Below are 23943 nucleotides of genomic sequence, written 5' to 3'. Positions count from 1 at the left end.
GTTGCGCGCTTCGGCGTCGAACATCGAGGTCACCACGTTCCAGCCCATGCGCCCGCCCGAGATATGGTCCAGCGAGGCCACCATGCGGGCTGCATGAAACGGCGTGGAGAAGGTGCTCGAGACCGTGCTGATCAGGCCGATGCGCTCGGTGGCGCGCGCCAGCGCGGCCATGGTGGTGAGCGGCTCCAGGTACCAGCGCGGCCCGTCGCCGATGTTGTCGACCGACTGGCCGTCGGCGAAGAATACGGCGTCGAGCTTGCCGCGCTCGGCGGTGCGGGCAAGCTCCTCGTAATAGCGGATGTCGCCCAGGCGTTCGACCGGGGAGCCGGGGTGGCGCCAGGCGGCGCGATGGTGGCCGCAACCAAAAATGAACAGATTCAGGTGCAACATGGCGGTCGTTTCCGGCGGACCGGAAGGCAGGAAAGGCGGTGGAAGGAGCGGGCGCGCTCCGCAAGCGGCCGAACTTAGCACATAGTCCGCCGCGTTGACATCGCCGCGCCGCTCTCCTAATCTTGCGGCACTTCCTGGGGGAGCCCTGACGGGCTGAGATTCCGCGCCACCGCGGTAACCCTTTGAACCTGATCCGGGTAATGCCGGCGAAGGGAAGGACATCGCAAGACTCGCGCGCCCCTCCCCGGATTTTCCCTATATAGCGGCGCGAGAGGAACGACCCCCATGCTTACCCAACCGATCGCCCTGATGTGGCTGCTGCTGTTTGCGGGCGGCTTCGCCGTGGCGAGCATTCTGTACGCCCGGCGCAAGCGCGGCACGCTGGAAGACTACATCGTCGCCCGCAACAGCCAGGGGCCGGTCGGCACCATTCTGACGCTGATGGCGTCGACGCTGGGCGCATGGATTCTGTTTTCGCCCGCGCAGGCGGCGACCTGGGGCGGACTGGCCGCGGTGGTCGGCTATGCGCTGGGCTCGATGTCGCCGCGGCTGGTGATGATTCCGCTGGGACGACGCATGCGCGAACTGATCCCGCACGGCCACACCCTCACCGAATTCCTGATGGCCCGCTACGGCCGTCCGATGTACGGGCTGGCGCTCTTCATCATGCTGTTCTACCTCTTCATCGCGCTGTCGGCCGAAGTCACCGCCATCGCCAAGCTGGTCGCGATGCTGGCGCCCGTGCCGCTGTGGACGACGGCCGCCATCGTGATGGGCACCACCTTGCTCTACACCAGCTACGGCGGCCTGCGCTCGTCCATCTTCACCGACCAGGTGCAGATGATGGTGATCGTGCCGCTGCTGGTGGTGCTGTGCGTGGTCGGCTGGCAGGCCGCGGGCGGGGCGCTGCCCACCATCGAGGCGCTGCAGGCCAAGGCGCCCCAGCTGCTGGACCTGACCGACCCGATGGGCGTGAAGGCCGGGCTGACGTTCTTCGTCGCCATCCTGCTGACCGGCGTGTTCCACCAGGGCAACTGGCAGCGCATCTACGCCGCGCGCGACGCCCGCTCCATGCGCAACGGCTTTCTGCTGGGCGGCCTGCTGGTCGCGCCGTTCATCTTCCTGATGGGCCTGTTCGGGCTGGCCTTCGTCGGGCTGGCCCCGCAAGGCGACAGCTCCATCGCGCTCTTCAGCGTCATCATGCCGCACGCGCCCGCGTGGTTCGTGATCGCGCTGATCCCGCTGGGCCTGTCGCTGGTCATGAGCACCGCCGACACCGCCATCAGCGCCGTGTCCAGCATCATCGCGGTCGACTTGCGCCGCCTCATGCCCAACGCCAGCTCGCTCACCATGAAACGCCTGGCGCGCTGGCTGGTGCTGCTCATGGCCATCCCGGTGATGGTGGTGGCCTCGCAGGGCTACAGCGTGCTGTATCTGTTCCTGCTGGCCGACCTGCTGTGCTCGGCGGCCGCCTTCCCGGTGTTCTACGGCCTGTTCAGCCGCAAGCACGACGGCTTCACGGCCACCGTGGCCACGGTCAGCGGCCTGGTCGCCGGCCTCTACTACTTCCCCGCGCCGGGCGACAAGCCGACTTTCCTGCTGGAGTCGTTCCTGCTGGCCGCGCTGGTGCCGGTCGCGGCCACGGCGCTGATGCGCTGCCTGCTGCGCGGGCGCAAGGAATTCGACCTCTCGACCCTGAGCGCCGCCGTGCGCCGGCTGGACCAGGACGTCGTCTGAAACCCTGGCCGGTTTAGCGGACGATGCGCACCGAAGCCGCGCTGCGCACGGATACGCCGTGGAACACGGCCTCGATGTTGTTGCCGTCCGGGTCCAGCACGAAGGCCGCGTAATAGCCCGGATGGTAGCCGCGCTCGCCGGGCGCGCCGTTGTCCCGCCCGCCGTGGGCCAGGGCGGCGCGATAGAAGGCGTCCACCATGGCCCGGTCCCGGGCCTGGAACGCCAGATGATGGCGCCCGGTCAACGGCCCCTGTACCTCCTCGCTGTCGGCCGTCGAAACGTACAGCTCGTCCGCCCAGAAATTGCGCTCGTCGGAGCCCCCCAACGGAATCTGCAAGGCCTCGAACACGGCGAAATAAAAAGCCTTGCTGGCGGGCAGGTCCCGCACCACCATCCCGATGTGGTCAATCAGGCGGCCGCGATGCAGTTCTCGTGTTGCCATGAAATGTCCTCGGAGATGGCGGGAGTGATGGAATTTACCAGCGGAGGGCTCCGGCGGCTTTCAATCGCGGTCTGGCCGATGAAATCGGGGCTGGCTTGGCTGGTACAGTGACAGGTACGCAACGAGATCCGCTGTCGCGCTTGCCGATCGCGGTTTCCGCCAAAAGTCCAGGGAATCCAGGCCGATGTCCGCCAGCCCCCGAGTCCAACGCTTTTCCCTCAACACCGCCGGCCGCGATTTCGCCGTGGGCGACGTCCATGGCCATTTCAGCCGGCTCGAATCCGCACTTGCCGCCATCGGGTTCGCGCCCGAGCGCGACCGGTTGTTCGCAGTCGGAGACCTGGTGGACCGCGGGCCGGAATCCGCCGAGGTGCTGGCCTGGCTGGAACGCCCATGGTTTCACGCCATCTGCGGCAATCATGAGCTGATGACCTGGCGGCGGGCGGTGAAGCATCCGCTGCCCGACGTCGATCATCTCGCGCATGGCGGCGCCTGGCTGGACGCCTGCGATCGCGACACGCAGGCGCGCATCGCGACTTGCCTGCAGGCCTTGCCGCTGGCCATCGAAGTCGAAACGCCGGACGGCCTGGTCGGCCTGGTCCATGCGGATTTTCCGTATGACGACTGGCAAGCCATACACGAAGACCGTTTCAGTTCGGAAGACGAAGAGGACTGCCTGTGGTCCATCGAGCGCTACCGCATGCGGTACGCCCAGCCCGTGCGCAACATACGGGCGGTGGTTCACGGGCACATGACGCTGCGCAAGCCGGCGCAGCTCGGCAACGTGCATTACATCGATACAGGCGGCTGGCGGGCGGAAGGGAAGTTCACGCTGCTGGATCTACATACGCTCAAGGCTTGAGCGGACCGGGACTCGGCGCGCTGCGGCGTTTACGGTTGGCCTGGGCTGTGAGGTTCATTCCACGGATTGATGACGGCAAGACCGGCGGTCTCGAACGGCGCGACATCGCGCGTGGCCACGATCAGGCCGTGCGCCATCGCCGACGCGGCGATGTAGCCATCCGCCAAGCCGATAGTTTTGCCGGCCTTGCGTGCACGCACCATAAGTTCGGCATAGGCGCGCGATGCGTCCAGATCGAACGGGACGATGCGGCCGGCGAAAAGCGGCAGCAGCTCGTGTTCCAGGCGCTCTAGAAATATCGTTCGCCGTTTGCTATCCGGCATGACGCGGAGGCCGAACCGCAGTTCAGCGACCGTGATGGCAGAAAGATGGAGCGTTTCGATCGCCTGGGCGTCCATCCAGGCCAACACCTGCGCAGCGGGGCTGGCCTTCCACAATTCCGAAATCACGTTGGTATCGAGAACAATCATTCAAAGCGCAGCGGGTCGGCGGGCGTCTTGTCGCGGACGCGATTGATGGCCTCCGCCTCGACATCGTTCAAGCCGCCGGCTTCGCGCGCGATTGACGCCAACAGAGAACCGAGCTTTACGCGTCCTTCGGGCCGGGCCGCTTGCTCCAGAATGCTGCGAACCTCGGCCTCGGTGCTGCGGCCATGCGTAGTCGCGCGAGTACGAAGGGCGCGGTGCACCTCGTCGGGGATGTTGCGGATGGTGATAGAGGCCACGGCAGGGATCCTCCATAAAGACGTCGGTGATGTCATTTTAGGAATTTGACATCATCGCGGCAAGGCAGCTAGCCCAGTGCGGCTTGTCCGTATCGGCAGGTAATGGACGAAGCGCAGGCGCTGATCGATCGGAGGCGCCGTTACATAGCTCATTAACCAACTTGCTAAAATAAACCTACTAGGTTAGGATCGGTCTATGGAGAAAGGAAGCCCACATTGCAAGCTGCCGGTCGTCAAAGCTTTGGTGGCTGCTGGCAAGGTTCGCACCACGTATTCGGCAGTGAGCGGTGCGGCGCAAATGGGGCTTGGGACGTGGTGATGGCACTCACGCCAGCGGACTTCTATAAGAGCATGACCACCCATGCCGATTACAAAGTATGGCAGGACGTCTACCGGCCGAGCACGCAGGCGGGCGACGTGTACCTGAAGCTGACGGTCATTGATGACGTGCTGATCGTGTCCTTCAAGGAGCTATGACTATGAAATGTCCTGCTTGCGGCGCGGCAGAACTGATCCACGACACCCGCGACCTACCCTATACCTACAAGGGTGAAACCACCGTTATTTCAGCGATCACGGGCGACTTTTGCCCGGTATGCGGCGAGGCGATTTTGGGAATGGACGAATCGGCACGCACCAGCGAATTGATGTTGCAATTCAATAAGCAGGTGAATGCTTCCATCGTTGATCCCAACTTCATTGCTCGTGTGCGCAAGAAATTGCACCTTGACCAGCGTGAGGCTGCTGAAATCTTTGGCGGTGGCGTTAATGCCTTCTCACGCTATGAGAACGGTAAGACCAAACCGCCGCTGGCTTTGGTCAAGTTGCTCAAGCTGCTGGATCAGCACCCTGATCTGCTTAACGAAGTTAGAGCGGCTTGATCTTTTATGTGATCATGTTGCCGGCCTGCTGTCTGGATATACAATTTTTTGTATATCTAAGAAAGGAGTCTGGCGGTTCGTCTCCCCGCCAGCATCGTTGAGGCGTTGGAGTTGCGCGAGGGAGACGATATCGAAATCGAGATTGCCGTGGACGCGCCCCGGACCTTCGGGATCCGCAAGAAGCCCGGCGCCGAAGCGCTGCTCGAGCGGCTGCCCGCCTTTCGCGGCAAGCTGCCCGCCGATTTCAGGTTCGACCGAAATGAAGCCAACGAACGCGGCTAAGGGCAGGGACTTTCTGGACAGCAATGTTGTGCTGTGCTTGCTGTCGGCCGATACCGCCAAAGCCGATCGGGCGGAAGGCCTGCTTCGTCGGCGGCCATCGGAGCGGGATGCCAGACGCTTTATACCGTAGACATGAACCACGGCTAGGTCTTCGAAAACCGCCTTTCCTTTGCGAAACCCGTTGTAAGCGCCTGCTGAACACACCCTTGACGGTTCTGCTTATGCAGCAGGTTGCCACCGATGCGGCAGCAGCTCAGCGATCTGGCTGTTTTTCTGCGTGGGCAGGCGCGTGAGCACGTCCTTCAGATAGGCGTACGGGTCGTGCCCATTGAGCCGCGCCGACTGGATCAGGCTCATAATGGCGGCCGCACGCTGCCCGCCGCGCAGCGAGCCTGCGAACAACCAGTTCGAGCGCCCGATCGCCCAGGGCCGGATCTGGTTCTCCACCCAGTTGTTGTCGATCGGTGCATCGCCATCATCAAGATAGCGCGTGAGCGCCTCCCAGCGCTTGAGGCTGTAGTCGATGGCGCGTGCGGTACCCGAGCCATCGGGCACGCGCTGGCGCTGCGCGATCAGCCATCGATGCAAGGTCTCGGCGATCGGCCTGGCGCGATCCTGACGTATCCGCCTGCGCTCGTCGGCAGGCAGGTCGGCTACGTCCCGCTCTACGCCGTAGAGCGCGCCGAACAGATCCAGTGCCTCTCCGGCGATCTGGCTCTGGTGGCTCGCATGCAGGTCATGGAACTTGCGCCTGGCGTGCGCCATGCAGCCAAGTTCCTTGATGCCGGCAGCGAAGCCGGCCTTGTAGCCCACATAATCGTCGGTCACCAGTTTGCCGCGCCAATCTTGCAGGAACGTGCGGCAGTGCTCACCGGCCCGGCTTGGCGCGAAGTCGTAGAGCACTGCACGCAGGCTGTCGAACGAGGTCGGTGTGTATGCCCACAAGTAGGCCCGGTGCGTCTTGCCCGCGCCCGGATTGAGCATCTGCACTGGCGTCTCGTCGGCATGCAGCACGGGTTTGCCCAGCACCTCGGCCTTGAGCGCATCGACCAGCGGCTGCAACCGCAGCCCGCATACGCCGACCCACTCGCCCAGCGTCGAGCGCGGCAGCGCCAGACCGGCGCGCGCAAAGATGCCTTCCTGGCGGTATAGCGGCAGGTGGTCGGCGAACTTGGCCACCAGCACCTGCGCCAGAAGTCCCGCCGTCGGGATGCCCTTGTCGATGACCTGCGCGGGGACCGGCGCCTGCGTGAGCGTCTCGCAGTGCTCGCACACCCATTTGCCGCGGATGTGACGTTCGACCGTAAAGACGCCCGGCAGGTAATCCAGCTTCTCGCTGACGTCCTCGCCGATGCGCTTCAAGCCGCAGCCGCAGCGGCACGTCGTGGACGCCGGTTCGTGATGGATGTCGGTGCGCGGCAGTTCGGGCGGCAACCGCATGCGGCGCGGCGCTTGCGGCGGCGCAGGCTTGGCGGATATCGCCTCGCGCAGCGCGTTGACTTCCTCTTCGATAGCCGCCATGTCGGCATCCATCGTTTCTTCCAGAAGGCTTGCCTGCGCAGGGTTCAGTTGCTCGCTGCGCTTGCCGTAACGCCAGCGCTTGTACAGCGCCAGCTCCTGCATGAGCTGGTCGATGTGCGTCTGTTTGAAGTGCAGTACGCGATCCCGCTCGGCAACCACCGCATCGTGCGCCGCTATCTGGGCGTCACGCGCGGCCACCTCGCCCATCAGGCGTTCGGCCAACGCGCGCAGTTGCTGTGCGTCGAGGTGATCCAGGGATGCGGTACTCATGGCCCACAGTATGCCGCAGGGTTCGCAGCGGCGATATTGGCGTCTTGCCGGATTGTCCGGCGCTACAACACCGAGATCGCGCCTGCCGCGCCCACATGCTGCCAAGGCAGGCCCAGCACCAGCGCCTGCCACTGCTCACTGTCGACCGCGACGTGTGGGCCGCGCAGCGCATCGGCCCACACGAACTTGCCGCGGTTCAGCCGGCGCGCGGCCAGCCACACGCCGATCCCGTCATGTACCAGCACCTTCATGCGGTTGGCGCGCCGGTTTGCGAAGCAATAGGCGTGGTGCGGACGGGCCGAACCGAACACGGCCACCACCCGGGCCAGTGCCGTCTCGGTGCCGGCGCGCATGTCCAGCGGCTCGGTGGCCAGCCAGATCGCATCGACACGGATCACCGCAGCCACTCGCGTAGCCACGCCACACATGCGCCCGCTTCACTCACGGGCCATTGCACCGTCGCTTGCGCGGGACCGCGCGACAAGTGAATCTCGATGTGACGGCCTGACGAGGGCACCGCAGGCAACGCGACCGGCACGAACGTCGGCGCTACAGGGGCCTGCCGTTCGGCCTGGCGAATCCACTTATGCACCAGGTTCGCGTTCACGCCGTGTGACAGCGCCACGCCGGCAATGGAGGTTTCTGGCTGGCTGCACTGGGCCACGATCTGGGCCTTCAGCGCCTTCGGATAAGACCGACGCTTAGGAACCGGCGCTAATTCTGTCTTCGACATGGTGTCCACCTAAAAGTGGTGGACACTATCGAGGACAACGCACGCGCTCAATATGTGTTCGCCGGGCGCTTACAACCCGTTTGCATAGCGCGCAGGCTCCAAGGCCCGACAGCGCAAACAAAAAAGCCTTGGACCACTTAGCGTGTGTCCAAGGCTTTTTGTCTGGAATTTGGTGGTGGACTCTACCACTCTGTCGAACTTTCCTCAATAACGCCTGCGGGTTGGTGCGGAAGCACGCGGAGTCATGCGGCCTCAGCACCCTTCGCCAGCTTGCCACGAAGCCAAGAGGCAAAGCGCTGTTCGCACTGCTGCAGCAAAACATCCGACAACCGCTGGAGCGCGTCGGCGCCGGTCTTTGTCAGCGCATCCGTTCCAGTCGGCGTGAAGCTACCGTGAGCCACCATGACGCGCAGGGCAGTGGCCGCAACTCGGACATCGTCATCGCCCGCCATAAACCGAACGAGCCTTTGCTTCAGGCGCGTGTCGGAGAAAACGCCACTAGCGTTTCCGTTGGCGCGCGCCAACGACTTTCTCAATGCCACAGCCAGCTTCGGGTCTTTGATTTCCCAACCGGCCACCTTTTCATTTGTCGCTTCGCGAAGCAGTTCGGCGGCACTGTAAGCCGCCAGCAAACGCAGTCCAGCGGTGTAGCCGTGCAGGGCCTTTTCGCTGTACCCATGTGCATGCACGGCTTCGAAGTGCGCAGCCAAGCGATACCTTGCGTAGAAGCGGTTGAAAATCGTTCGGGTTTCGGGCGAGCAAAAGCTGCTACCGTCAGCGCGACAGGTTGCGCAGAACTGTTTCCACCCGACCACATGATGAGTATCGACCTTCATACAAGAACCTTCACACCTGCCGCCATCAACACCAATGCCAAAGCAACCTGAACCGCTCGGCCCGGGATCCTCCTAGCCAGAAGGCTTCCCAAAAGCACGGTGGGAATGGATCCCACCAACAAACTGGCCAGCATCCACCAGTCCACCATACCCGCGAACAGATAACCCAGCCCAGCCACTACTGCCAAGGGAATGGCATGCACGATATCAGTCGCCACCAGCCGATGTGGTGTCATCCGCAGGGGGTATAGATAGAGCAGCATCACGCTGCCCAGCGCGCCCGCCCCAACCGAAGTAAGCGCTACACACAGGCCCAAGACGCCGCCCGACATCACTGTGAGCGCCGGCTGAGCAGCCTTGAATTGCTCGGGCTGCCCAATGCGTCGGCCTCGGGCATACGCCACCAGTTTGGGGGCACCCAACAAACCGATGGCCGTGATCAGGACCACAATCCCAATCGCCTTCGTCAACCAATCCACCTTCGCAACCTGCGCACCTAGGCTGACAATCACCACGATCAACAAAGCCATGGGCAGGCTGCCCAGCCACAGGCGTTTGGCGACTTGCCAGTCGACATTGCCATTGGTGTGATGAACCCTGGCCCCCACCAACTTGGTGATCGCTGCAAACCATAGGTCCGTGGCAATCGCAGTCGTGGGCGATACACCAAAAAAGATCAGCAGGATCGGCGTCATCAGAGCACCGCCACCAACACCGGTCAATCCCACGACAAATCCAGTCAGGGCGCCGGCCAAGGCGTACGCCACATCGATCATGCTGGAATCAAAGCCGTATCGCGGGTGGCAATAAAGGAGGGATTGAGTACATCGGGCTTGCCATACAGCAACGGTTGGCCATGAAGATCCACGACCGCGCCCCCTGCACCCTCCAACACCGCCTGGGCAGCCGCAGTGTCCCACTCACAAGTGGGTGCCAACCGAGGGTAGATGTCGGCCTCTCCCTCGGCCACCCGGCAGAACTTGAGCGAGCTACCTGCCTGGACCAGATTCACTTCACCCAGGCGATCAATCATGGCTTGGGTTGCTTCGTTCAGGTGGCTTTTGCTTGCCACCACACGGCACGCTCGACCTTCCGCAGCAGGCGCCACATTTATGGCGACCGATTGATCGCCTTTGCACCGAAACGCACCCAGCCCGGTACTCCCCCAGTACAGCGCATCAATGGCAGGGGCATACACCACCCCGAGAGTTGAACACCCCTCCTCAATCAAGGCGATGTTGACCGTGAACTCCCCATTGCGGGCGATGAACTCTTTGGTGCCGTCGAGTGGGTCAATTAACCAGAAACGTCCTGCGCTTTGACGGTAAACCAGCGACGCAGGGTCTTCTTCAGAAACAACTTGGCAACCAGGCAGCAGGTGGGCCAGGTGCGTGGCCAGTACTCGATGCGACGCTAGGTCAGCCTCGGTCACCGGGCTGGCATCCGCTTTGTGGCTCACTTCCGCCGATTCGCGTCGGTAGATCGCCATGATGGCGTCTCCGGCTGTGCGGACAATTGGAAGAAGTTGCGCTAACAGGTCTTTGCGGTCGAATTGTCGCATTACGCGTTTTATTGTGGTTAAATATGCGCGACCATCTTAACACAGCAATGTAATACAAGTTCACATGGCAAAAAAGCAATCCGCGACAAATCATGAGCCCGAGTTGCTTGGCTTGGACGCCCCACACGTCTGGGACACCGAGCTTGCTTTCGCCCACCTACAAGCACTGGGCGAAGCCGACACCAAACGAACGACCGAGCGGCGCCTGAACACCATGGGCCTGCTGCCGCAGGAACTGACGCCCGATTTGCTGCTCGACGAGCGCGATCGATCACCCAATCGATTGGTTCTTGAATGGGCCATCGAGCAGGCCCGCAAACGCCGCGACCGGGTGCTGTTTGCCCAGTTGCATCCCTTGCCCAGCGGGCAACCCTGCCTGCACGCCAACGACGCGCGCGGGGCCCGCTTCTGGTTGCCGTTGGCTAATCTGAACGATGCAGCCGTTCATCAAGCGCTGATCGACCTGCAACGCCACATCGGCAAACCCATTGCTGTGTTCCCGCACGGTGCGTTGGTGGCGCACTTGCGTCACACGAGCAGCACCACCGGCATCCAACTCTGCCCACAAGCCTACCGTCCACTATTGCCTGCGGGCTGGAGCCTGAATGGCAACGCCAAACCCGACCTAGCACCGTCCCCCCACCTCAAGCGGCTGGAAGCAGAGAGTATCCACATCATCCGCGAGGCGGTTGCCGAAGCGCAGAACCCGGTGATGATGTATTCCATCGGCAAAGACAGTGGCGTCATGCTGCACCTGGCACGCAAGGCCTTTTACCCAGCACTTCCACCGTTTCCGCTGCTGCACATCGACACGCGCTGGAAGTTCCAAGAGATGTACCTATTTCGGGACTTCATGGCCCGCGAAAGCGGCATGGACCTGCTGGTGCACACCAACCCTGATGCGATCGAGAAGAACATCAACCCCTTTGACCACGGCTCTGCGCTGCATACCGACATCACCAAAACCGAGGCCCTGAAACAGGCGCTGGACCATTACAAATTCGATGTGGTGTTTGGCGGTGCCCGCCGCGACGAAGAAAAGTCCCGCGCCAAAGAACGGGTCTTCTCCTTCCGCACGTCCACCCACAGGTGGGACCCAAAAAACCAGCGCCCCGAGCTTTGGAACCTCTACAACACCCGCAAGAGCCAAGGCGAGAGCATACGCGTGTTCCCCTTGAGCAACTGGACCGAACTCGACATCTGGCAGTACATCTACCAGGAGAACATCCCTATGGTACCGCTGTACTTTGCCAAGCCACGGCCTGTGGTGGTACGGCCCGAGATGATCATGATGGTGGACGACGAGCGCTGCCGCCTGCTGCCGGGTGAAGAGTTGCAGATCAAGAAGGTGCGCTTCCGTACCCTGGGCTGCTACCCGCTCACCGGGGCGGTGGAGTCCGAGGCCGAAACACTGGAAGACATCCTGCTCGAACTCATCCATGCCCGCCAGTCGGAGCGTCAGGGCCGCAAGATCGACACCGACAGCGCCGGCTCCATGGAAAAGAAAAAACAGGAAGGCTATTTCTGATGGCTCGCCCCAAACACGTGGTCATCATCGGTGGCGGCTTCAGTGGCGCGCTCACGGCCATCCATCTGGTGCGTGGCTGCACACCGAATCGCCTACGAATCACACTCGTCAACCCCACCCCAGACATCGGCCGTGGCCTGGCTTATCGATTTGACGACGACAACCTGTTGCTCAATGTTCCCGCAGGCAACATGAGCGCATTTCCAGATGAGCCCGGCCATTTCGTGGCCTACTGCCAGCGCATCGACCCCTCACTGTCGCAGGGTTCTTTCGTCTCGCGTCGGCTCTATGGCCATTACCTGCACGACCTCTGGTCAAAAACCCAGGCGGCCCACCCAGGTGTGATCAATGTGCAGGTCGACCAAGCGGTGGCATTGACTCGCTCGCCGGGCGAGGCAGCCTGGGAAGTAGCACTATCCAGCGGTGAGAACTTGCACGCCGAGCAGGTGGTGTTGGCCCTGGGCCATCAGGAGCCACGGTTTCCCATACCTTTAGACCCTGAGGTGCAGGCGCGCGTGATCGCACCTTGGGATTTCGATGCCATGCACCGTTTACCGAGTGATCAGCCGGTAGTGGTTGTGGGCACCGGGCACACGGCGGTCGATACCTTGTTCTGTTTGGCCCAATCACCGCAGCGTGGCCCCGTGTATCTGCTGTCGCGCCACGGTCTGTTGCCGCACAGGCACCGGCTCACGCCTAGCGCGCCCAAGCCACAGGCATTCCCTGAGTATCTGCGTGATGTGCCACCCACGGTTCGGTCTTACACCCGGGCCTTGCGCCAACACCTGAAAGCACTGACCCAACAGGGAGGTGATTGGCGCGATGCCTTGAACGAGCTGCGCCCGCACACGCCTCAATTCTGGCAATCGTGGCCAGCGGCCGAGCAGCGACGATTCTTGCGACACCTGCAGGCCTATTGGGATACGCACCGTCATCGGCTCGCACCCATGGCCGCCCAGCGGCTGGATCAACTCTTGGCCGAGCGTCGGGGTCACGTCATCGCGGGGCGGATTACCAGCATGAGCCAACACGCCGATGGAGTTGACGTGACATATCGGGCCAGGGGGTCACAGCAGGTACACACGGTGCGGGCCTGTGCCGTTGTCAACTGCATCGGACCCAATACCGACATACAACGACACGCCAATCCACTGATGGCGCAGCTACTCAAAGAGGGGTTAATAGCGCCGGATACCCATGGCCTGGGCCTGTGGGTCACGCCAGACCTTCAGGTCATAGACACCCTCCACAATCCCGTTCAGGGCCTGTGGTACGTGGGCCCGCTGCTCAAGGGAACCCTCTGGGAAGCGACCGCTGTACCCGAGTTGCGCTTGCATGCCCAACATCTTGCACAAACCCTGCTGCATCTGCCATGAACAAAGCCCCCTCCAAAGCCACACGCCAACCCAAAGCACCCGCGGCAGGCAAACGCCCGTCGATAGATAGGCACCACAAAGCCGCCACCATCCACGACTGGATGGCCCAGCAAGCCCAGCAGGATTTGCTGCGCTTCATCACGTGCGGCAGTGTTGACGATGGCAAAAGCACCCTGATTGGGCGCCTGCTGTGGGAATCACAACAGGTGTTTGACGACCAACTCACCGCTCTGCAGGCGGACTCGAAACGGCATGGCACCCAAGGACGGGATATTGACTTTGCCTTGCTGGTCGATGGCCTGGCGGCTGAGCGCGAACAAGGCATCACCATCGACGTGGCCTACCGCTTCTTTGCCACCCCCCGGCGCAAGTTCATCGTGGCCGACACACCAGGGCACGAGCAATACACCCGCAACATGGTGACGGGTGCCTCCGCAGCCGATCTGGCGGTGCTTCTGATCGATGCGCGCCAAGGCGTGCTCACGCAGACCCGCCGCCACGCCTACCTGGTGTCGTTGGTGGGTATCAAACAGGTCATCTTGGCTGTCAACAAGCTGGACCTGGTGGGCTACCAGCAAGCGGTGTTCGACGCCATCGTGGCCGATTTCCACACGCTGGCCCAGCCGCTCGGCTTCACAAGCATCACGCCCATTCCCTTGTCGGCCCTGAGAGGCGACAACATCACCGAGCGCTCACGGCACACCCCCTGGTATCAGGGGCCTACCTTGATGGGTTGCCTGGAGACACTTCCCATCACCCAGCCCGTTCACAACAAAGTTGTGTTCCCGGTGCAGTGGGTCAACAGACCGAATGCCAACTTCCGGGGCTTCAGTGGCACGCTTGCGGCGGGGCAGTTGTCGGTGAGCGACTCAATCCGAGTCACCGCGTCTGGTCAGACGGCGACTCTGTCGCGGATGGTCACAGCGGACGGGGACCTGCCAATTGCCTATGCCGGCGACGCTGTCACCCTGGTGCTCGACAGGGAAGTCGATGCCTCGCGTGGCGACGTGTTAGCCCTGGCCGAACAACCCCTGGAGATGACCGACCAGTTCGAGGCCACGCTCGTGTGGATGCACGATGAACCCGGTCATATGGGCCGTGCTTACGAAATGAAGCTTGCCAACCAGTGGGCCAGCGCCAGCCTCACCAGCTTGAAATACCGGGTCAATGTGAACACCCAGGCGCACGAGTCGTGCAAACAACTCACACTCAACGACATTGCCGTGGCCAACCTGGCGCTGAGCAAGCCTCTGGTGTTTGCCCCCTATGACGAAAACCGCACGCTGGGCGGCTTCATTCTGGTAGACAAGTTCACCCACGCCACGGTGGCGGCAGGCATGATCCGCCACAACCTGCGACGCGCGCAGAACGTACACCGCCAGGCACTCAGCATCACCCGTGAAGACCGGGAACGCCTCAATGGCCACAAAGGCAAAGTCATCTGGTTCACCGGTCTGTCCGGTTCCGGCAAATCCACCCTTGCCAACGCCCTGGAAAAGGAGCTGCACGCCCAGGGCAAGCGCACTTACATCCTGGACGGTGACAACATCCGGCAAGGGCTGAACAAAGATCTGGGCTTTACCGATGCCGACCGCGTCGAAAACATTCGCCGTGTGGCCGAAGTCGCCAAGCTGATGATGGACGCGGGTCTGATCGTGATGACCGCATTCATCAGCCCCTTCAGGGCCGAGCGCGAGATGGCGCGGGAACTGATCGGTGCCGAAAACTTCATCGAGGTTTTTGTGGACACACCGCTTGACGTATGCGAGCAACGCGATCCGAAAGGCCTGTACAAAAAAGCCCGCAGTGGGCAGCTACCCAATATGACGGGAATCAATAGCTCCTACGAACGACCTCTGAACCCCGATTTGGTGATTAACTCAATTGTTACAAATAGAGAGGACTGCGTGACACAAATCAGCCTCTATCTTGCGGGCGCTTACACATAAGGCGTCGCCACAGATGGTCTGCCCCCTGAAAAGTGGTCCTCCCTGAAGTAGGCTATTGAGCCGTAGGAGGACGTTGGAATGCCCCAGAAGAAGCACAAACCCGAAGAGATCGTGGCGAAGCTGCGCCAAGTCGATGTTCTGTTGTCGCAAGGTCGTTCTGTCGGAGAAGCGGTCCGTTTGATCGGCGTGACGCAGTTTACGTATTACCGGTGGCGCAAGGAGTTCGGTGGCCTGAAGGGTGACCAGGTGAAGCGGCTGAAGGAGCTCGAGAAAGAGAATGACCGGCTGCGCAAGGCGGTCTCGGACCTGACACTCGAGAAGCTGATCCTGAAAGAGGCTGCTTCGGGAAACTTCTGAGCCCCGCTCGCCGTCGCCGTTGCGTCGATCGTGTCATGGCGAAGTTCTCCGTCTCGGAGCGGTTTGCCTGCAAGGTTCTCGGCCAGCATCGTTCGACCCAGCGCAAAAAGCCGCAAGGCCGGCCCGATGAAGAGGCGTTGACCTCCGACATCATCCGGCTCGCTTCCCGCTATGGCCGTTATGGCTATCGCAGGATCACGGCGATGCTGCGGTCTGAAGGCTGGACGGTGAACGCCAAGCGTGTCGAACGGATCTGGCGGCGGGAGGGGCTGAAGGTTCCCCAGAAGCAACCGAAGAAGGGGCGGCTCTGGTTGAATGACGGATCGTGCATCCGGCTTCGACCCGAGCATCCAAACCATGTCTGGTCCTATGACTTCGTCGAGGGTCGGACCCACGATGGCAGGAGATTCCGCATGCTCAACATCATCGACGAGTTCACCAGGGAATGCCTTGCAATCCGCATCGATCGCAAGCTCAACTCGACCGACGTCATCGACGCCCTGTCGGACCTGTTCATCCTGCGTGGTGTGCCCGGCCATGTCCGTTCCGACAACGGCCCGGAGTTCATCGCCAAGGCTGTACGGGAGTGGATCGTAGCCGTCGGCGCAAAGACAGCGTTCATCGAACCTGGAAGCCCTTGGGAGAACGGCTACTGCGAGAGCTTCAACTCGAAGCTCCGCGACGAACTGCTCGACGGTGAGATCTTCTACAGCCTCGCCGAGGCCAAGATCATCATCGAAGCCTGGCGGCGGTACTACAACACCGAGAGGCCACACTCGTCGCTTGGATACAAGCCACCGGCACCCGAGGCCATCATCTGGCCTGCGCCAGCAAGCGGAGCAGCACCGTCATCTGCCCAGGCAATAGCCCCAAGGCCGATCATGAACTAAGATTGAAACCGGACCACCCTATGGGGTCAGGCCACCCGGCATCTGAGCAACCGGCTCCACACTGCCGGCTTGCCCCCGGCGTTCCAGTGCATCGACACGCACGCGGCGCGAGGCTTCCAGCACATAGGGCTTGGCGCCGATGTCGGACGCTATCGAGGCGGGAATAATTCGCCAGTGGTATAACACTTTAGCCACGTGACTGATACGGCTGGTGTGCTCGGACACGCGCAGCACAAAGTCCCAATCCTGGCAACCATCATACTGCGAACGCAGGCCACCAACTTTCTCCAGAAGGTTACGGCGCACACAGGAAACGTGGCAGGTGAACATAGTGCTCATCATGGTATCTGGGGACCAGTCCGGCTTAAAATGCGGCTGGACGTAGTTGCCTTTCTCGTCGAGCTTGTCTTCATCGCTGTAGACAAAATCCGGCTGTTCCCGGTCGATGCACAAGGCCAGCTCATACAGGCAGTCGGGGGTGAGCTCGTCATCGTGGTCCATGAAGACAATGAATTCACCCTGTGCCGCATACAGACCGACGTTGGTGGCCCCGGCGATCCCCTGATTTTTATCCAGAAGCTTTAGCTTGACCTGTGGATGATCGATCACCGCGAGAGCAGCCTTAGTCACCTCGTTTGGGCTAGCATCATCGACCAGAATCAATTCCCAATTCGGGTACCACTGGGCCCGCACTGATGAGATCATGGCCTCCAGTAAGTCCGGTGCAGTGTTAAATACAGGTACCACGATACTGAAGCAGGGACGGCTTGTGAGTGCCGCCAGACGTGCTTCCAAGTCAGCAGGCTTTTGCGGGGTGATGTAGGTGTAACTGCCCGCTACCGCTTCCAACGCATAAATGCCTTGATGATCCCGCGTCAAAACTTCCCGATTAAATGTTAGGGCAACATCCCTGGGTACGCTATTACTTGTAGCGACCGCCGATAACATATGCTTTCGCATGTGTATTCGCTCTAGGATACCCCGGAGACCATTCTGTCTCCAAGCTTTTAATGTACGTGAAACTAAGGACGGCACCGATTCAGTTCGTAAAAAATGCCGTAGCACCTGCCAAGTAAACATCAAATTGTGGCCGCTTTTCGCTGTTGAGCGCACAACAGCACCAACACAACGAATTGGTACACTTAAACGCCAACTGGTTGAGTTACGAAGTTCTGTGACTGTTTGGTGATATCGACTAATCTGCCCTTCTCGGTCGGTCACCGCTTGGCGCAGACTGGTGATCTGCACGTCACGGTCAGTCACCGCTTGACTCAGGCTGGCGATCTGCCCATCTCGCTCACTCACCGCTTGACTCAGGCTGGCGATCTGCCCATCTCGCTCACTCACCGCTTGGCTCAGGCTGGCGATCTGCCCATCTCGCTCACTCACCGCTTGGCTCAGGCTGGCGATCTGCCCATCTCGCTCACTCACCGCTTGACTCAGGCTGGCGATCTGCCCATCTCGCTCACTCACCGCTTGGCTCAGGCTGGCGATCTGCCCATCTCGCTCACTCACCGCTTGGCTCAGGCTGGCGATCTGCCCATCTCGCTCACTCACCGCTTGACTCAGGCTGGCGATCTGCCCATCTCGCTCACTCACCGCTTGGCTCAGGCTGGCGATCTGCCCATCTCGCTCACTCACCGCTTGGCTCAGGCTGGCGATCTGCCCATCTCGCTCACTCACCGCTTGACTCAGGCTGGCGATCTGCCCATCTCGCTCACTCACCGCTTGGCTCAGGCTGGCGATCTGCCCATCTCGCTCACTCACCGCTTGGCTCAGGCTGGCGATCTGCCCATCTCGCTCACTCACCGCTTGGCCCAGGATGGCGATCTGCCCATCTCGCTCGGCCACACCAGAACTAAGCAGATCAACCAGTCCAACTAGAGGCTGTATTCGGCTAAACTTCGATTCCCAGCGATCAAGCTGCGATAAACGATCAAAATTCTTATCAGCCTCGACGTTCCTAGCCACATCAGAAATGGCTGTGTAAATCTCTTTCGCCAACTCAACCGCTGCGCTATCACTCCACACATCTTGAGGTAAGTAGAAAGAATGACGCAAGTCTTCAGACAAAAAATCACGCAAAAAGGCGGCTTGGTCAGTGGTGTCAACAGTGGTTTTCAGAAATCCTGCTAAACGCCCTATTGTCTTTTGTGGTTCCGCGACAAATGCGTCGTAATCGACTAATATGCGCGAATCCTCTGAAGTTTCGCGCAGGCTAGTCAAAACATGAGTAATCCAAAGCAAATAGGATCTTTCCGGCGCGAGTCCATCGCGCTTGGCAAGTGAGTCGGCAACGCTGAGTGGATGACGAACGGCAATGACATATCGAGCTTCAAAGCCACCCACTTGAAATACGCGCAACCAAAATGGCAATAGCTTTGCTGTACGTGGATCCTTAAAACCAAATATTTGCCCAGGCTGTGACTTTTTTCGCAATAGCTGTATAGCTTCTTTTAGATAGCCTTGTTCACATAGGCGATCAACATCACTGCTTTTTAACAGACGAATGCTATGCCACGCATGCCCAACAGCACTCAGCAGGCGTTCATTGAAATTGACAATATCCAGGTCTTCAAAAAATCCCTTGTCATTATTGCCAGGAACAGCTGGCATAAGTCGACCACCTAGTGAAACACCAACAGCTTGAAGCGCGCGAGTCACTGTGCTAGTACCACTCCGGTGCATTCCCAGCACCACAACAATAGGCTGATTCATGAAGCTCATACTGACTTCTTTAGATGCATTCATGGGAAACATTTTCAATTTTTGGTACGCAATTAAAATCAACTATGCCTGTTCCCAAAGTGGCTAGCTCGGAGTTAACTCGAAACATGGCAACATCAATTAGCCGATGCAGATAGGTTTCACTGCCGTTGAGATCACCAACCACACCAGCATTGAGGAAATACACGCCAGGATTCAGCCGGCAGCCAAATGCAAAATCAACTACATAGACGCTACCGCCGGTGACAAAAGGCAGGCTTGTTCGATTAGAAGCCGCAGATGCAGCGCCGCCCAACTCCACTCCGCTGGTGGTTTTGATCAACATACCAAACCGTACATTGCTTGCAGGCTGTTCGAACCTAACCCGGTAGCGATAGTGATAAGTTTTGCCACGCGTAAGTTGGTTAACCCGCTCGCCAAATTCTGAATAGATACCCGGGTCTTCAATGAATGCACCATAAGACTCGTACACAATGGTACTGGTCGGCTTGAGATGTGGGTCGTAGCTGTCGGCCAGTTCTTCTGCCGCTGGGCTCACGTGCGCATCTAGGTCATGGTCCGCATTAAATTTGAACGCCTCGTCCGTCAATAGGGCGTCATACTCGCCCAGCTTGTCGACACGTCGAACTTCCTCCCGAATGCTCTGTCGCTTCTCGCTGGGTGCATAAAGAAGTTTTTGGTAGCGCGCCACCATTTGTTTTGGTAAGCCCATGGCCAGACGCTCACCAGTGTCAATCAGCAGAGCACGGTCACACAGCTCCACCACGGTACCGCCAGAGTGGGAAACAAATAGTATCGTTGCACCTGCCTTGCGGATAGTCTCGATACGTGAAAAACACTTCCGCTGAAAAAGCTCATCACCGACAGACAGTGCCTCATCAACTACTAGAATTTGAGGATCTACATTAATGGCCACCGCAAACGCCAAACGGACCATCATGCCGCTGGAGTAGGTCTTCACCGGTTGATCAATAAATTCGCCAATCTCTGCAAAGGCGGAAATTTCATCGAACCGGGCATCGATTTCATCGCTGCTTAAACCAAGAACTGCGCCATTCAGATAAAGGAAGGTCTGAAGAACTCGATTTCAAACATCCAAAAATCGACCTCATGACCAAAGTATTCAAAAATGGTTAAAAACTGCTCAAATCATCGCCACTTTCGGGTTGTTTGCACCCCGATCAGGCCCGTTTTCGGGCCTGTTGGCGCTTTTTGGGCGCACTTACCCTGCCACCGCCGTCAACGGGCGGCGTGCCATCCAGATATTGGACAGCGTAAACAACATTTTCAAATGCGCAGTGTTCTTGGCCAGTCCACGGAATCTGACTTTACGAAACCCGAATTGGCATTTGATGACACGAAACGGATGCTCAACCTTGGCTCGAAGACTGGATTTGGCCCGCTCAATGTTTTGCGTCAAACGATCAATTGCGCTGTTACCCAAGGCGCGCCGTTTGCCGGGGCGCATGGCAATGTGCCAGGTTACGTCACGCCCTTGGTGCTCGGGTCGTTTGTCTACGCCTTGATAACCGGCATCGCCAAAAGCCAACGTTTCTTCACCATGCAGCAACGCAGCCGCCTGAGTAACATCATGCTCATTGGCAGCGGTGCCCACCACCGTGTGGACCAGCCCGCTGTGAAGATCAACCCCAATGTGGGCCTTCATCCCAAAGTGCCACTGGTTTCCCTTTTTGGTCTGATGCATCTCGGGGTCCCGCGTGCCGCTGGCGTTCTTGGTCGAGCTGGGTGCATCGATAATTGTGGCGTCCACAATGGTGCCTTTGCGCACCTGAATGCCTTGATCCTGCAACAGCAGGTTGACCGCCTCAAGCGCTTGGTCGGCAATGTTGTGCTGCTCGAGCAGATGACGGAAGTTCAAAATGGTGGTCTCGTCCGGCACACGACCTCCAGGCAGTTTGGCAAACTGGCGCATCGAAAAGCTGTCGTACAGCGTCTCTTCCATGGCCGGGTCCGACAGCGAAAACCACAGTTGCATGAAGTAGATGCGCAGCATCGTTTCCAGCGGATACGGTGGACGACCGATGCCCGGTTTGGGGTAATGCGGATCGACCAGATCGGCAAAGAGCTTCCACGGCACCGCACGCTCCATCTTGGCCAGAAACTTCTCACGGCGCGTTTTCTTGCGTTTGCCAACGTACTCGGCTTCGGAAAAACTCAACTGGCTCATCGGGTTCACTCGGATCGGACTGTTTTCAATAACTTATATTCTGACAGGTTCGTTGGACTTGTTCAGAGGTTCCATAAACATTTTCTCGCCCGGTGAACTCGGGGTTAAACCCAGAGCCCAGCTCCAGCAATGCTGCAATCCGGCCACGGGTTTGAATGCTGCCGCTAGTGGGGTTCAACGTGCCGCAGATCATCTGCAGCAAGGTGGATTTGCCGCTGCCGTTGCGGCCGATGATGCCAACGGTTTCACCTTTCTTGACTTCAAAGCTCACATCCTTCAGCGCCCAGAACTCGCGAAAATATTGCCTGGGCTGCATGCCGATGGCACGCTGCAAACGCGGCAAGATCATCTGCTTGAGCCGGTCACGGGGCTGGTCGTAAATGTGATAGCACTTACTCAAACCGTCGACCTTGATGGCGATGTCGTTGTCTTGCTCAGAGTACATCGGCAAACCCCTTGCGCGTCTTCTGAAACCAGGCAAAGCCCAACCAAGCAATGGTGAAAGAAGCCACCCAATACACCCCGAGCATGGCAAAGTCGGGCACGTTGCCAAAATAAAGCACCGCCCGTGCTTGCTCAATTACCGGCGTTAGCGGATTGAAGTACAACAAATGACGGTATGCCTCAGGCAATGCCGTGGCCGGGTAAAAAATGGGGCTAAGGAACATGAGTACCGTTGTGACGACACCAATGAATTGACCCACATCGCGCAGGTACACCCCCAGCGAAGCCAGTGCCCAGCTCAAACCCATGATAAAGAGAACGAGTGGCAAGATGATCAGCGGCAGATAAAGTGCAGTGGGGTGCGGAATGCCAAACAAAACCCCATAAGCCAGCAGCCAGACACCAAGGCTGATGGCACCGTGGAACATGGCCGAGAGAAGCGTAACGAAGGGAAGGATCTCCAGCGGGAAGACCACTTTCTTGACGTAATTGACGTTGGAAAGAATCAAACCCGGTGCGCGGTTGATGCATTCAGCAAACAGGGTAAAAATGATCAAGCCGGCAAAGAGCACGAGGGCGAATTCGGTTTTGGACTCGCTGCCAGCTGTCCAGCGCGCGTTGAACACTTCGCTGAACACGAACGTATACACAGCCAGCATGAGTATGGGGTTGAAGAAAGACCATAGCAAGCCAAAGAACGAGCCGCGATAGCGGCCTAGCACTTCGCGCTTGGCAGAGGCTTTAATGAGTTCGCGGTGGCGCCACAGGCTGGTCACCATTTCGCGGGGGCTGGCAGAAAAATGCTGCATCAGGCAAACACCTCGGCGGCGGTGAGTGAGGCGCCCTGTTGGTCTTTGGCCGAGAGCTGAGGCACCAGACCGGCAGGCCAGTGGATGCCTACGGCGGGGTCGTTCCACGCCAGGCAGCGCTCAAAGGTGGGGGCGTAGTAGTCGGTGGTTTTGTACAGAACCTCGGCCGTGTCGCTCAACACCACGAAGCCGTGGGCAAACCCCTCGGGCACCCACAGCTGGCGCTTGTTGTGGGCCGAGAGCACTTCGCCCACCCACTGGCCAAAGGTGGGGCTGCTTTTGCGCAGGTCTACCGCCACGTCAAACACCTCGCCCTGCACCACGCGCACCAGCTTGCCCTGAGGTTGCTGGATTTGGTAGTGCAGGCCGCGCAGCACGTGTTGGGCGCTGCGGCTGTGGTTGTCTTGCACAAACTGCACGGGCCGGCCAATGGCCTCTTCAAACCGGGCGTGGTTAAAGCTTTCAAAGAAAAAACCGCGGTCGTCGCCAAAGACTTTGGGCTCGATGAGGACGACGTCGGGGATGGCGAGGCGTTGCGCGTTCACGTAGGGTCGCTTTCTTTCAAGATTTGCAGTAAGTACTGCCCGTAGCCATTCTTGATGAGCGGCTGCGCCAGGCGCGCCAATTGCTCTGCATCGATCCAGCCTTGGCGGTAGGCAATTTCTTCGGGGCAGGCCACCTTGAGGCCCTGGCGGCGCTCGAGCGTGGCAATGAACTGGCTGGCATCGAGCAGGCTGTCGTGGGTGCCGGTGTCGAGCCAGGCGTAGCCTCGGCCCATGGTTTGCACGTTGAGTTGCCCACGGTCCAGATAGGCCTGGTTGACGCTGGTGATTTCCAACTCGCCACGGGCGCTGGGCTTGACGGCCTTGGCGATGTCGACCACCTGCGCGTCGTAAAAGTACAGGCCGGTCACGGCGTAGTGGCTCTTGGGTTGTTTGGGCTTTTCCTCAATGCTGATGGCCTGGCCCTGGGCGTTGAACTCGACGACGCCGTAGCGCTCGGGGTCGGTCACGTGGTAGGCAAACACGGTGGCGCCATGGGTGTGTGCGTGGGCCGCTTGGAGCAGGGGCTGAAAGTCGTGGCCGTAGTAGATGTTGTCGCCCAGCACCAGCGCGCTGGGGGCATTGCCAATAAATTGTTCACCGATGATGAAGGCCTGCGCCAGCCCGTCGGGGCTGGGCTGGACGGCATATTGCAGGTTCATGCCCCACTGCGAGCCGTCGCCCAGCAGTTGCTGGAAACGCGGCGTGTCTTGCGGGGTGCTGATGACGAGCACGTCACGCATACCCGCGAGCATGAGGGTGCTCAACGGGTAGTAGATCATGGGCTTGTCGTACACCGGCAGCAGTTGCTTGCTGATGGCCAGTGTGGCGGGGTGCAGCCGGGTGCCCGAGCCCCCGGCGAGGATGATGCCTTTGCGTAGGGTCATGCGTTTG

24 protein-coding genes, 2 pseudogenes and 1 riboswitch are annotated in these 23943 nt (G+C 59.8%); of the genes and pseudogenes, 9 read left to right on the top strand and 17 right to left on the bottom strand.

The window, feature by feature from the left end; all coding sequences use genetic code 11:
- Positions 1–390, bottom strand: a 390-nt coding sequence (locus C1I89_RS31010) for an LLM class flavin-dependent oxidoreductase (protein WP_146196961.1), incomplete at its 3' end; no start/stop codon positions are given.
- A gap of 126 nt (positions 391–516) precedes the next feature.
- A riboswitch (TPP riboswitch) is annotated at positions 517–622 on the top strand.
- A 53-nt stretch (positions 623–675) separates the two neighbouring features.
- Between C1I89_RS31010 and C1I89_RS31005 the strand changes: the two genes are divergently transcribed.
- Positions 676–2127, top strand: a complete 1452-nt coding sequence (locus C1I89_RS31005) for a sodium:solute symporter family protein (protein WP_102776099.1) — start codon at positions 676–678, stop codon at positions 2125–2127.
- A gap of 13 nt (positions 2128–2140) precedes the next feature.
- Here the strand turns inward: C1I89_RS31005 and C1I89_RS31000 are convergent, their stop codons facing one another.
- Entirely contained in the window at positions 2141–2569 is a 429-nt protein-coding gene (locus C1I89_RS31000) for a VOC family protein (RefSeq protein ID WP_102776098.1), read from the bottom strand.
- A gap of 184 nt (positions 2570–2753) precedes the next feature.
- On the opposite strand from C1I89_RS31000, the gene C1I89_RS30995 reads away from it, so the two are divergent.
- Positions 2754–3431 (top strand): metallophosphoesterase, encoded by a 678-nt coding sequence (locus C1I89_RS30995; RefSeq protein ID WP_102776097.1) that lies wholly within the window; start codon positions 2754–2756, stop codon positions 3429–3431.
- A 29-nt stretch (positions 3432–3460) separates the two neighbouring features.
- Here C1I89_RS30995 and C1I89_RS30990 read toward each other — a convergent pair whose 3' ends face one another.
- Positions 3461–3901, bottom strand: coding sequence for a type II toxin-antitoxin system VapC family toxin (locus C1I89_RS30990; protein ID WP_102776096.1), 441 nt, complete (start codon positions 3899–3901; stop codon positions 3461–3463).
- Positions 3898–4155, bottom strand: a complete 258-nt coding sequence (locus C1I89_RS30985) for a FitA-like ribbon-helix-helix domain-containing protein (protein WP_102776095.1) — start codon at positions 4153–4155, stop codon at positions 3898–3900. Before C1I89_RS30985 ends, C1I89_RS30990 begins: the two co-directional genes overlap by 4 nt.
- Before the next feature lie 196 nt (positions 4156–4351).
- On the opposite strand from C1I89_RS30985, the pseudogene C1I89_RS30980 reads away from it, so the two are divergent.
- The 3 genes and pseudogenes from C1I89_RS30980 to C1I89_RS30970 all read left to right on the top strand — a co-directional run bounded on the left by C1I89_RS30980 (position 4352) and on the right by C1I89_RS30970 (position 5318).
- A pseudogene (locus C1I89_RS30980) lies at positions 4352–4632 on the top strand (type II toxin-antitoxin system MqsR family toxin).
- 2 nt (positions 4633–4634) lie between these two features.
- Positions 4635–5036 (top strand): type II toxin-antitoxin system MqsA family antitoxin, encoded by a 402-nt coding sequence (locus C1I89_RS30975; RefSeq protein WP_102776094.1) that lies wholly within the window; start codon positions 4635–4637, stop codon positions 5034–5036.
- A gap of 69 nt (positions 5037–5105) precedes the next feature.
- Positions 5106–5318 (top strand): AbrB/MazE/SpoVT family DNA-binding domain-containing protein, encoded by a 213-nt coding sequence (locus C1I89_RS30970; RefSeq protein WP_102776093.1) that lies wholly within the window; start codon positions 5106–5108, stop codon positions 5316–5318.
- Between the two features lie 219 nt (positions 5319–5537).
- Here the strand turns inward: C1I89_RS30970 and tnpC are convergent, their stop codons facing one another.
- The 6 genes from tnpC to cysQ form a co-directional block, all read right to left on the bottom strand.
- Entirely contained in the window at positions 5538–7109 is a 1572-nt protein-coding gene (tnpC, locus tag C1I89_RS30965; protein ID WP_026385305.1) for an IS66 family transposase, read from the bottom strand.
- Positions 7110–7171: 62 nt separating this feature from the next.
- A complete protein-coding gene (gene tnpB / locus C1I89_RS30960; RefSeq protein WP_158218705.1) occupies positions 7172–7528 on the bottom strand; it encodes an IS66 family insertion sequence element accessory protein TnpB in 357 nt (118 codons plus the stop codon).
- The gene (gene tnpA, locus C1I89_RS30955) at positions 7504–7842 is read right to left on the bottom strand and encodes an IS66-like element accessory protein TnpA (RefSeq protein ID WP_050729651.1); all 339 of its coding nucleotides are present in this window, start codon (positions 7840–7842) and stop codon (positions 7504–7506) included. Before tnpA ends, tnpB begins: the two co-directional genes overlap by 25 nt.
- A 242-nt stretch (positions 7843–8084) precedes the next feature.
- On the bottom strand, positions 8085–8678 hold the full coding sequence (locus tag C1I89_RS30950) for a hypothetical protein (protein WP_102776091.1): 594 nt from the start codon (positions 8676–8678) through the stop codon (positions 8085–8087).
- Positions 8675–9454, bottom strand: coding sequence for a sulfite exporter TauE/SafE family protein (locus tag C1I89_RS30945; protein ID WP_102776090.1), 780 nt, complete (start codon positions 9452–9454; stop codon positions 8675–8677). The genes C1I89_RS30950 and C1I89_RS30945 overlap by 4 nt, the downstream gene beginning before the upstream one ends.
- The gene (gene cysQ / locus C1I89_RS30940) at positions 9451–10239 is read right to left on the bottom strand and encodes a 3'(2'),5'-bisphosphate nucleotidase CysQ (RefSeq protein WP_181391095.1); all 789 of its coding nucleotides are present in this window, start codon (positions 10237–10239) and stop codon (positions 9451–9453) included. Before cysQ ends, C1I89_RS30945 begins: the two co-directional genes overlap by 4 nt.
- Positions 10240–10840: 601 nt before the next feature.
- On the opposite strand from cysQ, the gene cysD reads away from it, so the two are divergent.
- The 4 genes from cysD to C1I89_RS30920 all read left to right on the top strand — a co-directional run bounded on the left by cysD (position 10841) and on the right by C1I89_RS30920 (position 16339).
- Entirely contained in the window at positions 10841–11767 is a 927-nt protein-coding gene (gene cysD / locus C1I89_RS34955; RefSeq protein ID WP_219929625.1) for a sulfate adenylyltransferase subunit CysD, read from the top strand.
- A complete protein-coding gene (locus tag C1I89_RS30930; protein WP_102776089.1) occupies positions 11767–13143 on the top strand; it encodes an FAD/NAD(P)-binding protein in 1377 nt (458 codons plus the stop codon). The genes cysD and C1I89_RS30930 overlap by 1 nt, the downstream gene beginning before the upstream one ends.
- Positions 13140–15092 carry a sulfate adenylyltransferase subunit CysN gene (gene cysN, locus C1I89_RS30925; RefSeq protein WP_102776088.1) on the top strand — a complete coding sequence of 651 codons (1953 nt, stop codon included), beginning with the start codon at positions 13140–13142 and terminating at the stop codon, positions 15090–15092. Before C1I89_RS30930 ends, cysN begins: the two co-directional genes overlap by 4 nt.
- 78 nt (positions 15093–15170) lie before the next feature.
- A protein-coding gene (locus C1I89_RS30920; RefSeq protein WP_102770881.1) for an IS3 family transposase occupies positions 15171–16339 on the top strand; the annotation gives its coding sequence in 2 pieces (ribosomal slippage) (positions 15171–15435 and positions 15435–16339; 1170 coding nt in all).
- 18 nt (positions 16340–16357) lie between these two features.
- Here C1I89_RS30920 and C1I89_RS30915 read toward each other — a convergent pair.
- The 7 genes and pseudogenes from C1I89_RS30915 to rfbA all read right to left on the bottom strand — a co-directional run bounded on the left by C1I89_RS30915 (position 16358) and on the right by rfbA (position 23936).
- A complete protein-coding gene (locus C1I89_RS30915) occupies positions 16358–19099 on the bottom strand; it encodes a glycosyltransferase (protein ID WP_102776087.1) in 2742 nt (913 codons plus the stop codon).
- Positions 19077–20039 (bottom strand): Wzt carbohydrate-binding domain-containing protein, encoded by a 963-nt coding sequence (locus tag C1I89_RS30910; RefSeq protein WP_440130677.1) that lies wholly within the window; start codon positions 20037–20039, stop codon positions 19077–19079. Before C1I89_RS30910 ends, C1I89_RS30915 begins: the two co-directional genes overlap by 23 nt.
- Positions 20040–20288: 249 nt before the next feature.
- Positions 20289–21254 carry an IS5 family transposase gene (locus C1I89_RS30905; protein WP_102770808.1) on the bottom strand — a complete coding sequence of 322 codons (966 nt, stop codon included), beginning with the start codon at positions 21252–21254 and terminating at the stop codon, positions 20289–20291.
- A gap of 73 nt (positions 21255–21327) precedes the next feature.
- A pseudogene (locus tag C1I89_RS30900) lies at positions 21328–21699 on the bottom strand (ABC transporter ATP-binding protein); the annotation flags it as partial.
- Positions 21689–22507: an ABC transporter permease gene (locus C1I89_RS30895; protein WP_102776085.1), complete on the bottom strand. Its 819-nt coding sequence runs from the start codon at positions 22505–22507 to the stop codon at positions 21689–21691. The pseudogene C1I89_RS30900 and the gene C1I89_RS30895, both read right to left, overlap by 11 nt.
- A complete protein-coding gene (gene rfbC / locus C1I89_RS30890) occupies positions 22507–23052 on the bottom strand; it encodes a dTDP-4-dehydrorhamnose 3,5-epimerase (RefSeq protein WP_102776084.1) in 546 nt (181 codons plus the stop codon). Before rfbC ends, C1I89_RS30895 begins: the two co-directional genes overlap by 1 nt.
- Positions 23049–23936, bottom strand: coding sequence for a glucose-1-phosphate thymidylyltransferase RfbA (gene rfbA / locus C1I89_RS30885; protein ID WP_102776083.1), 888 nt, complete (start codon positions 23934–23936; stop codon positions 23049–23051). Before rfbA ends, rfbC begins: the two co-directional genes overlap by 4 nt.
- Positions 23937–23943 lie beyond the last annotated feature (7 nt).

It is taken from the genome of Achromobacter pulmonis, assembly GCF_002885955.2.
GTDB lineage: Bacteria > Pseudomonadota > Gammaproteobacteria > Burkholderiales > Burkholderiaceae_B > Achromobacter > Achromobacter pulmonis_A.
The sequence above is the reverse complement of the archived record's forward strand: the minus strand, read 5'-3'. Positions and strand labels throughout refer to the sequence as shown.

Coding starts and splice junctions, on each gene's coding strand:
- C1I89_RS31005 (WP_102776099.1), top strand. CDS start 676: ATGCTTACCCAACCGATCGCCCTGATGTGGCTGCTGCTGTTTGCGGGC.
- C1I89_RS31000 (WP_102776098.1), bottom strand. CDS start 2,569: ATGGCAACACGAGAACTGCATCGCGGCCGCCTGATTGACCACATCGGG.
- C1I89_RS30995 (WP_102776097.1), top strand. CDS start 2,754: ATGTCCGCCAGCCCCCGAGTCCAACGCTTTTCCCTCAACACCGCCGGC.
- C1I89_RS30990 (WP_102776096.1), bottom strand. CDS start 3,901: ATGATTGTTCTCGATACCAACGTGATTTCGGAATTGTGGAAGGCCAGC.
- C1I89_RS30975 (WP_102776094.1), top strand. CDS start 4,635: ATGAAATGTCCTGCTTGCGGCGCGGCAGAACTGATCCACGACACCCGC.
- tnpC (WP_026385305.1), bottom strand. CDS start 7,109: ATGAGTACCGCATCCCTGGATCACCTCGACGCACAGCAACTGCGCGCG.
- tnpA (WP_050729651.1), bottom strand. CDS start 7,842: ATGTCGAAGACAGAATTAGCGCCGGTTCCTAAGCGTCGGTCTTATCCG.
- C1I89_RS30950 (WP_102776091.1), bottom strand. CDS start 8,678: ATGAAGGTCGATACTCATCATGTGGTCGGGTGGAAACAGTTCTGCGCA.
- C1I89_RS30945 (WP_102776090.1), bottom strand. CDS start 9,454: ATGATCGATGTGGCGTACGCCTTGGCCGGCGCCCTGACTGGATTTGTC.
- cysQ (WP_181391095.1), bottom strand. CDS start 10,239: ATGCGACAATTCGACCGCAAAGACCTGTTAGCGCAACTTCTTCCAATT.
- C1I89_RS30930 (WP_102776089.1), top strand. CDS start 11,767: ATGGCTCGCCCCAAACACGTGGTCATCATCGGTGGCGGCTTCAGTGGC.
- cysN (WP_102776088.1), top strand. CDS start 13,140: ATGAACAAAGCCCCCTCCAAAGCCACACGCCAACCCAAAGCACCCGCG.
- C1I89_RS30915 (WP_102776087.1), bottom strand. CDS start 19,099: ATGTTTCCCATGAATGCATCTAAAGAAGTCAGTATGAGCTTCATGAAT.
- C1I89_RS30905 (WP_102770808.1), bottom strand. CDS start 21,254: ATGAGCCAGTTGAGTTTTTCCGAAGCCGAGTACGTTGGCAAACGCAAG.
- C1I89_RS30895 (WP_102776085.1), bottom strand. CDS start 22,507: ATGCAGCATTTTTCTGCCAGCCCCCGCGAAATGGTGACCAGCCTGTGG.
- rfbA (WP_102776083.1), bottom strand. CDS start 23,936: ATGACCCTACGCAAAGGCATCATCCTCGCCGGGGGCTCGGGCACCCGG.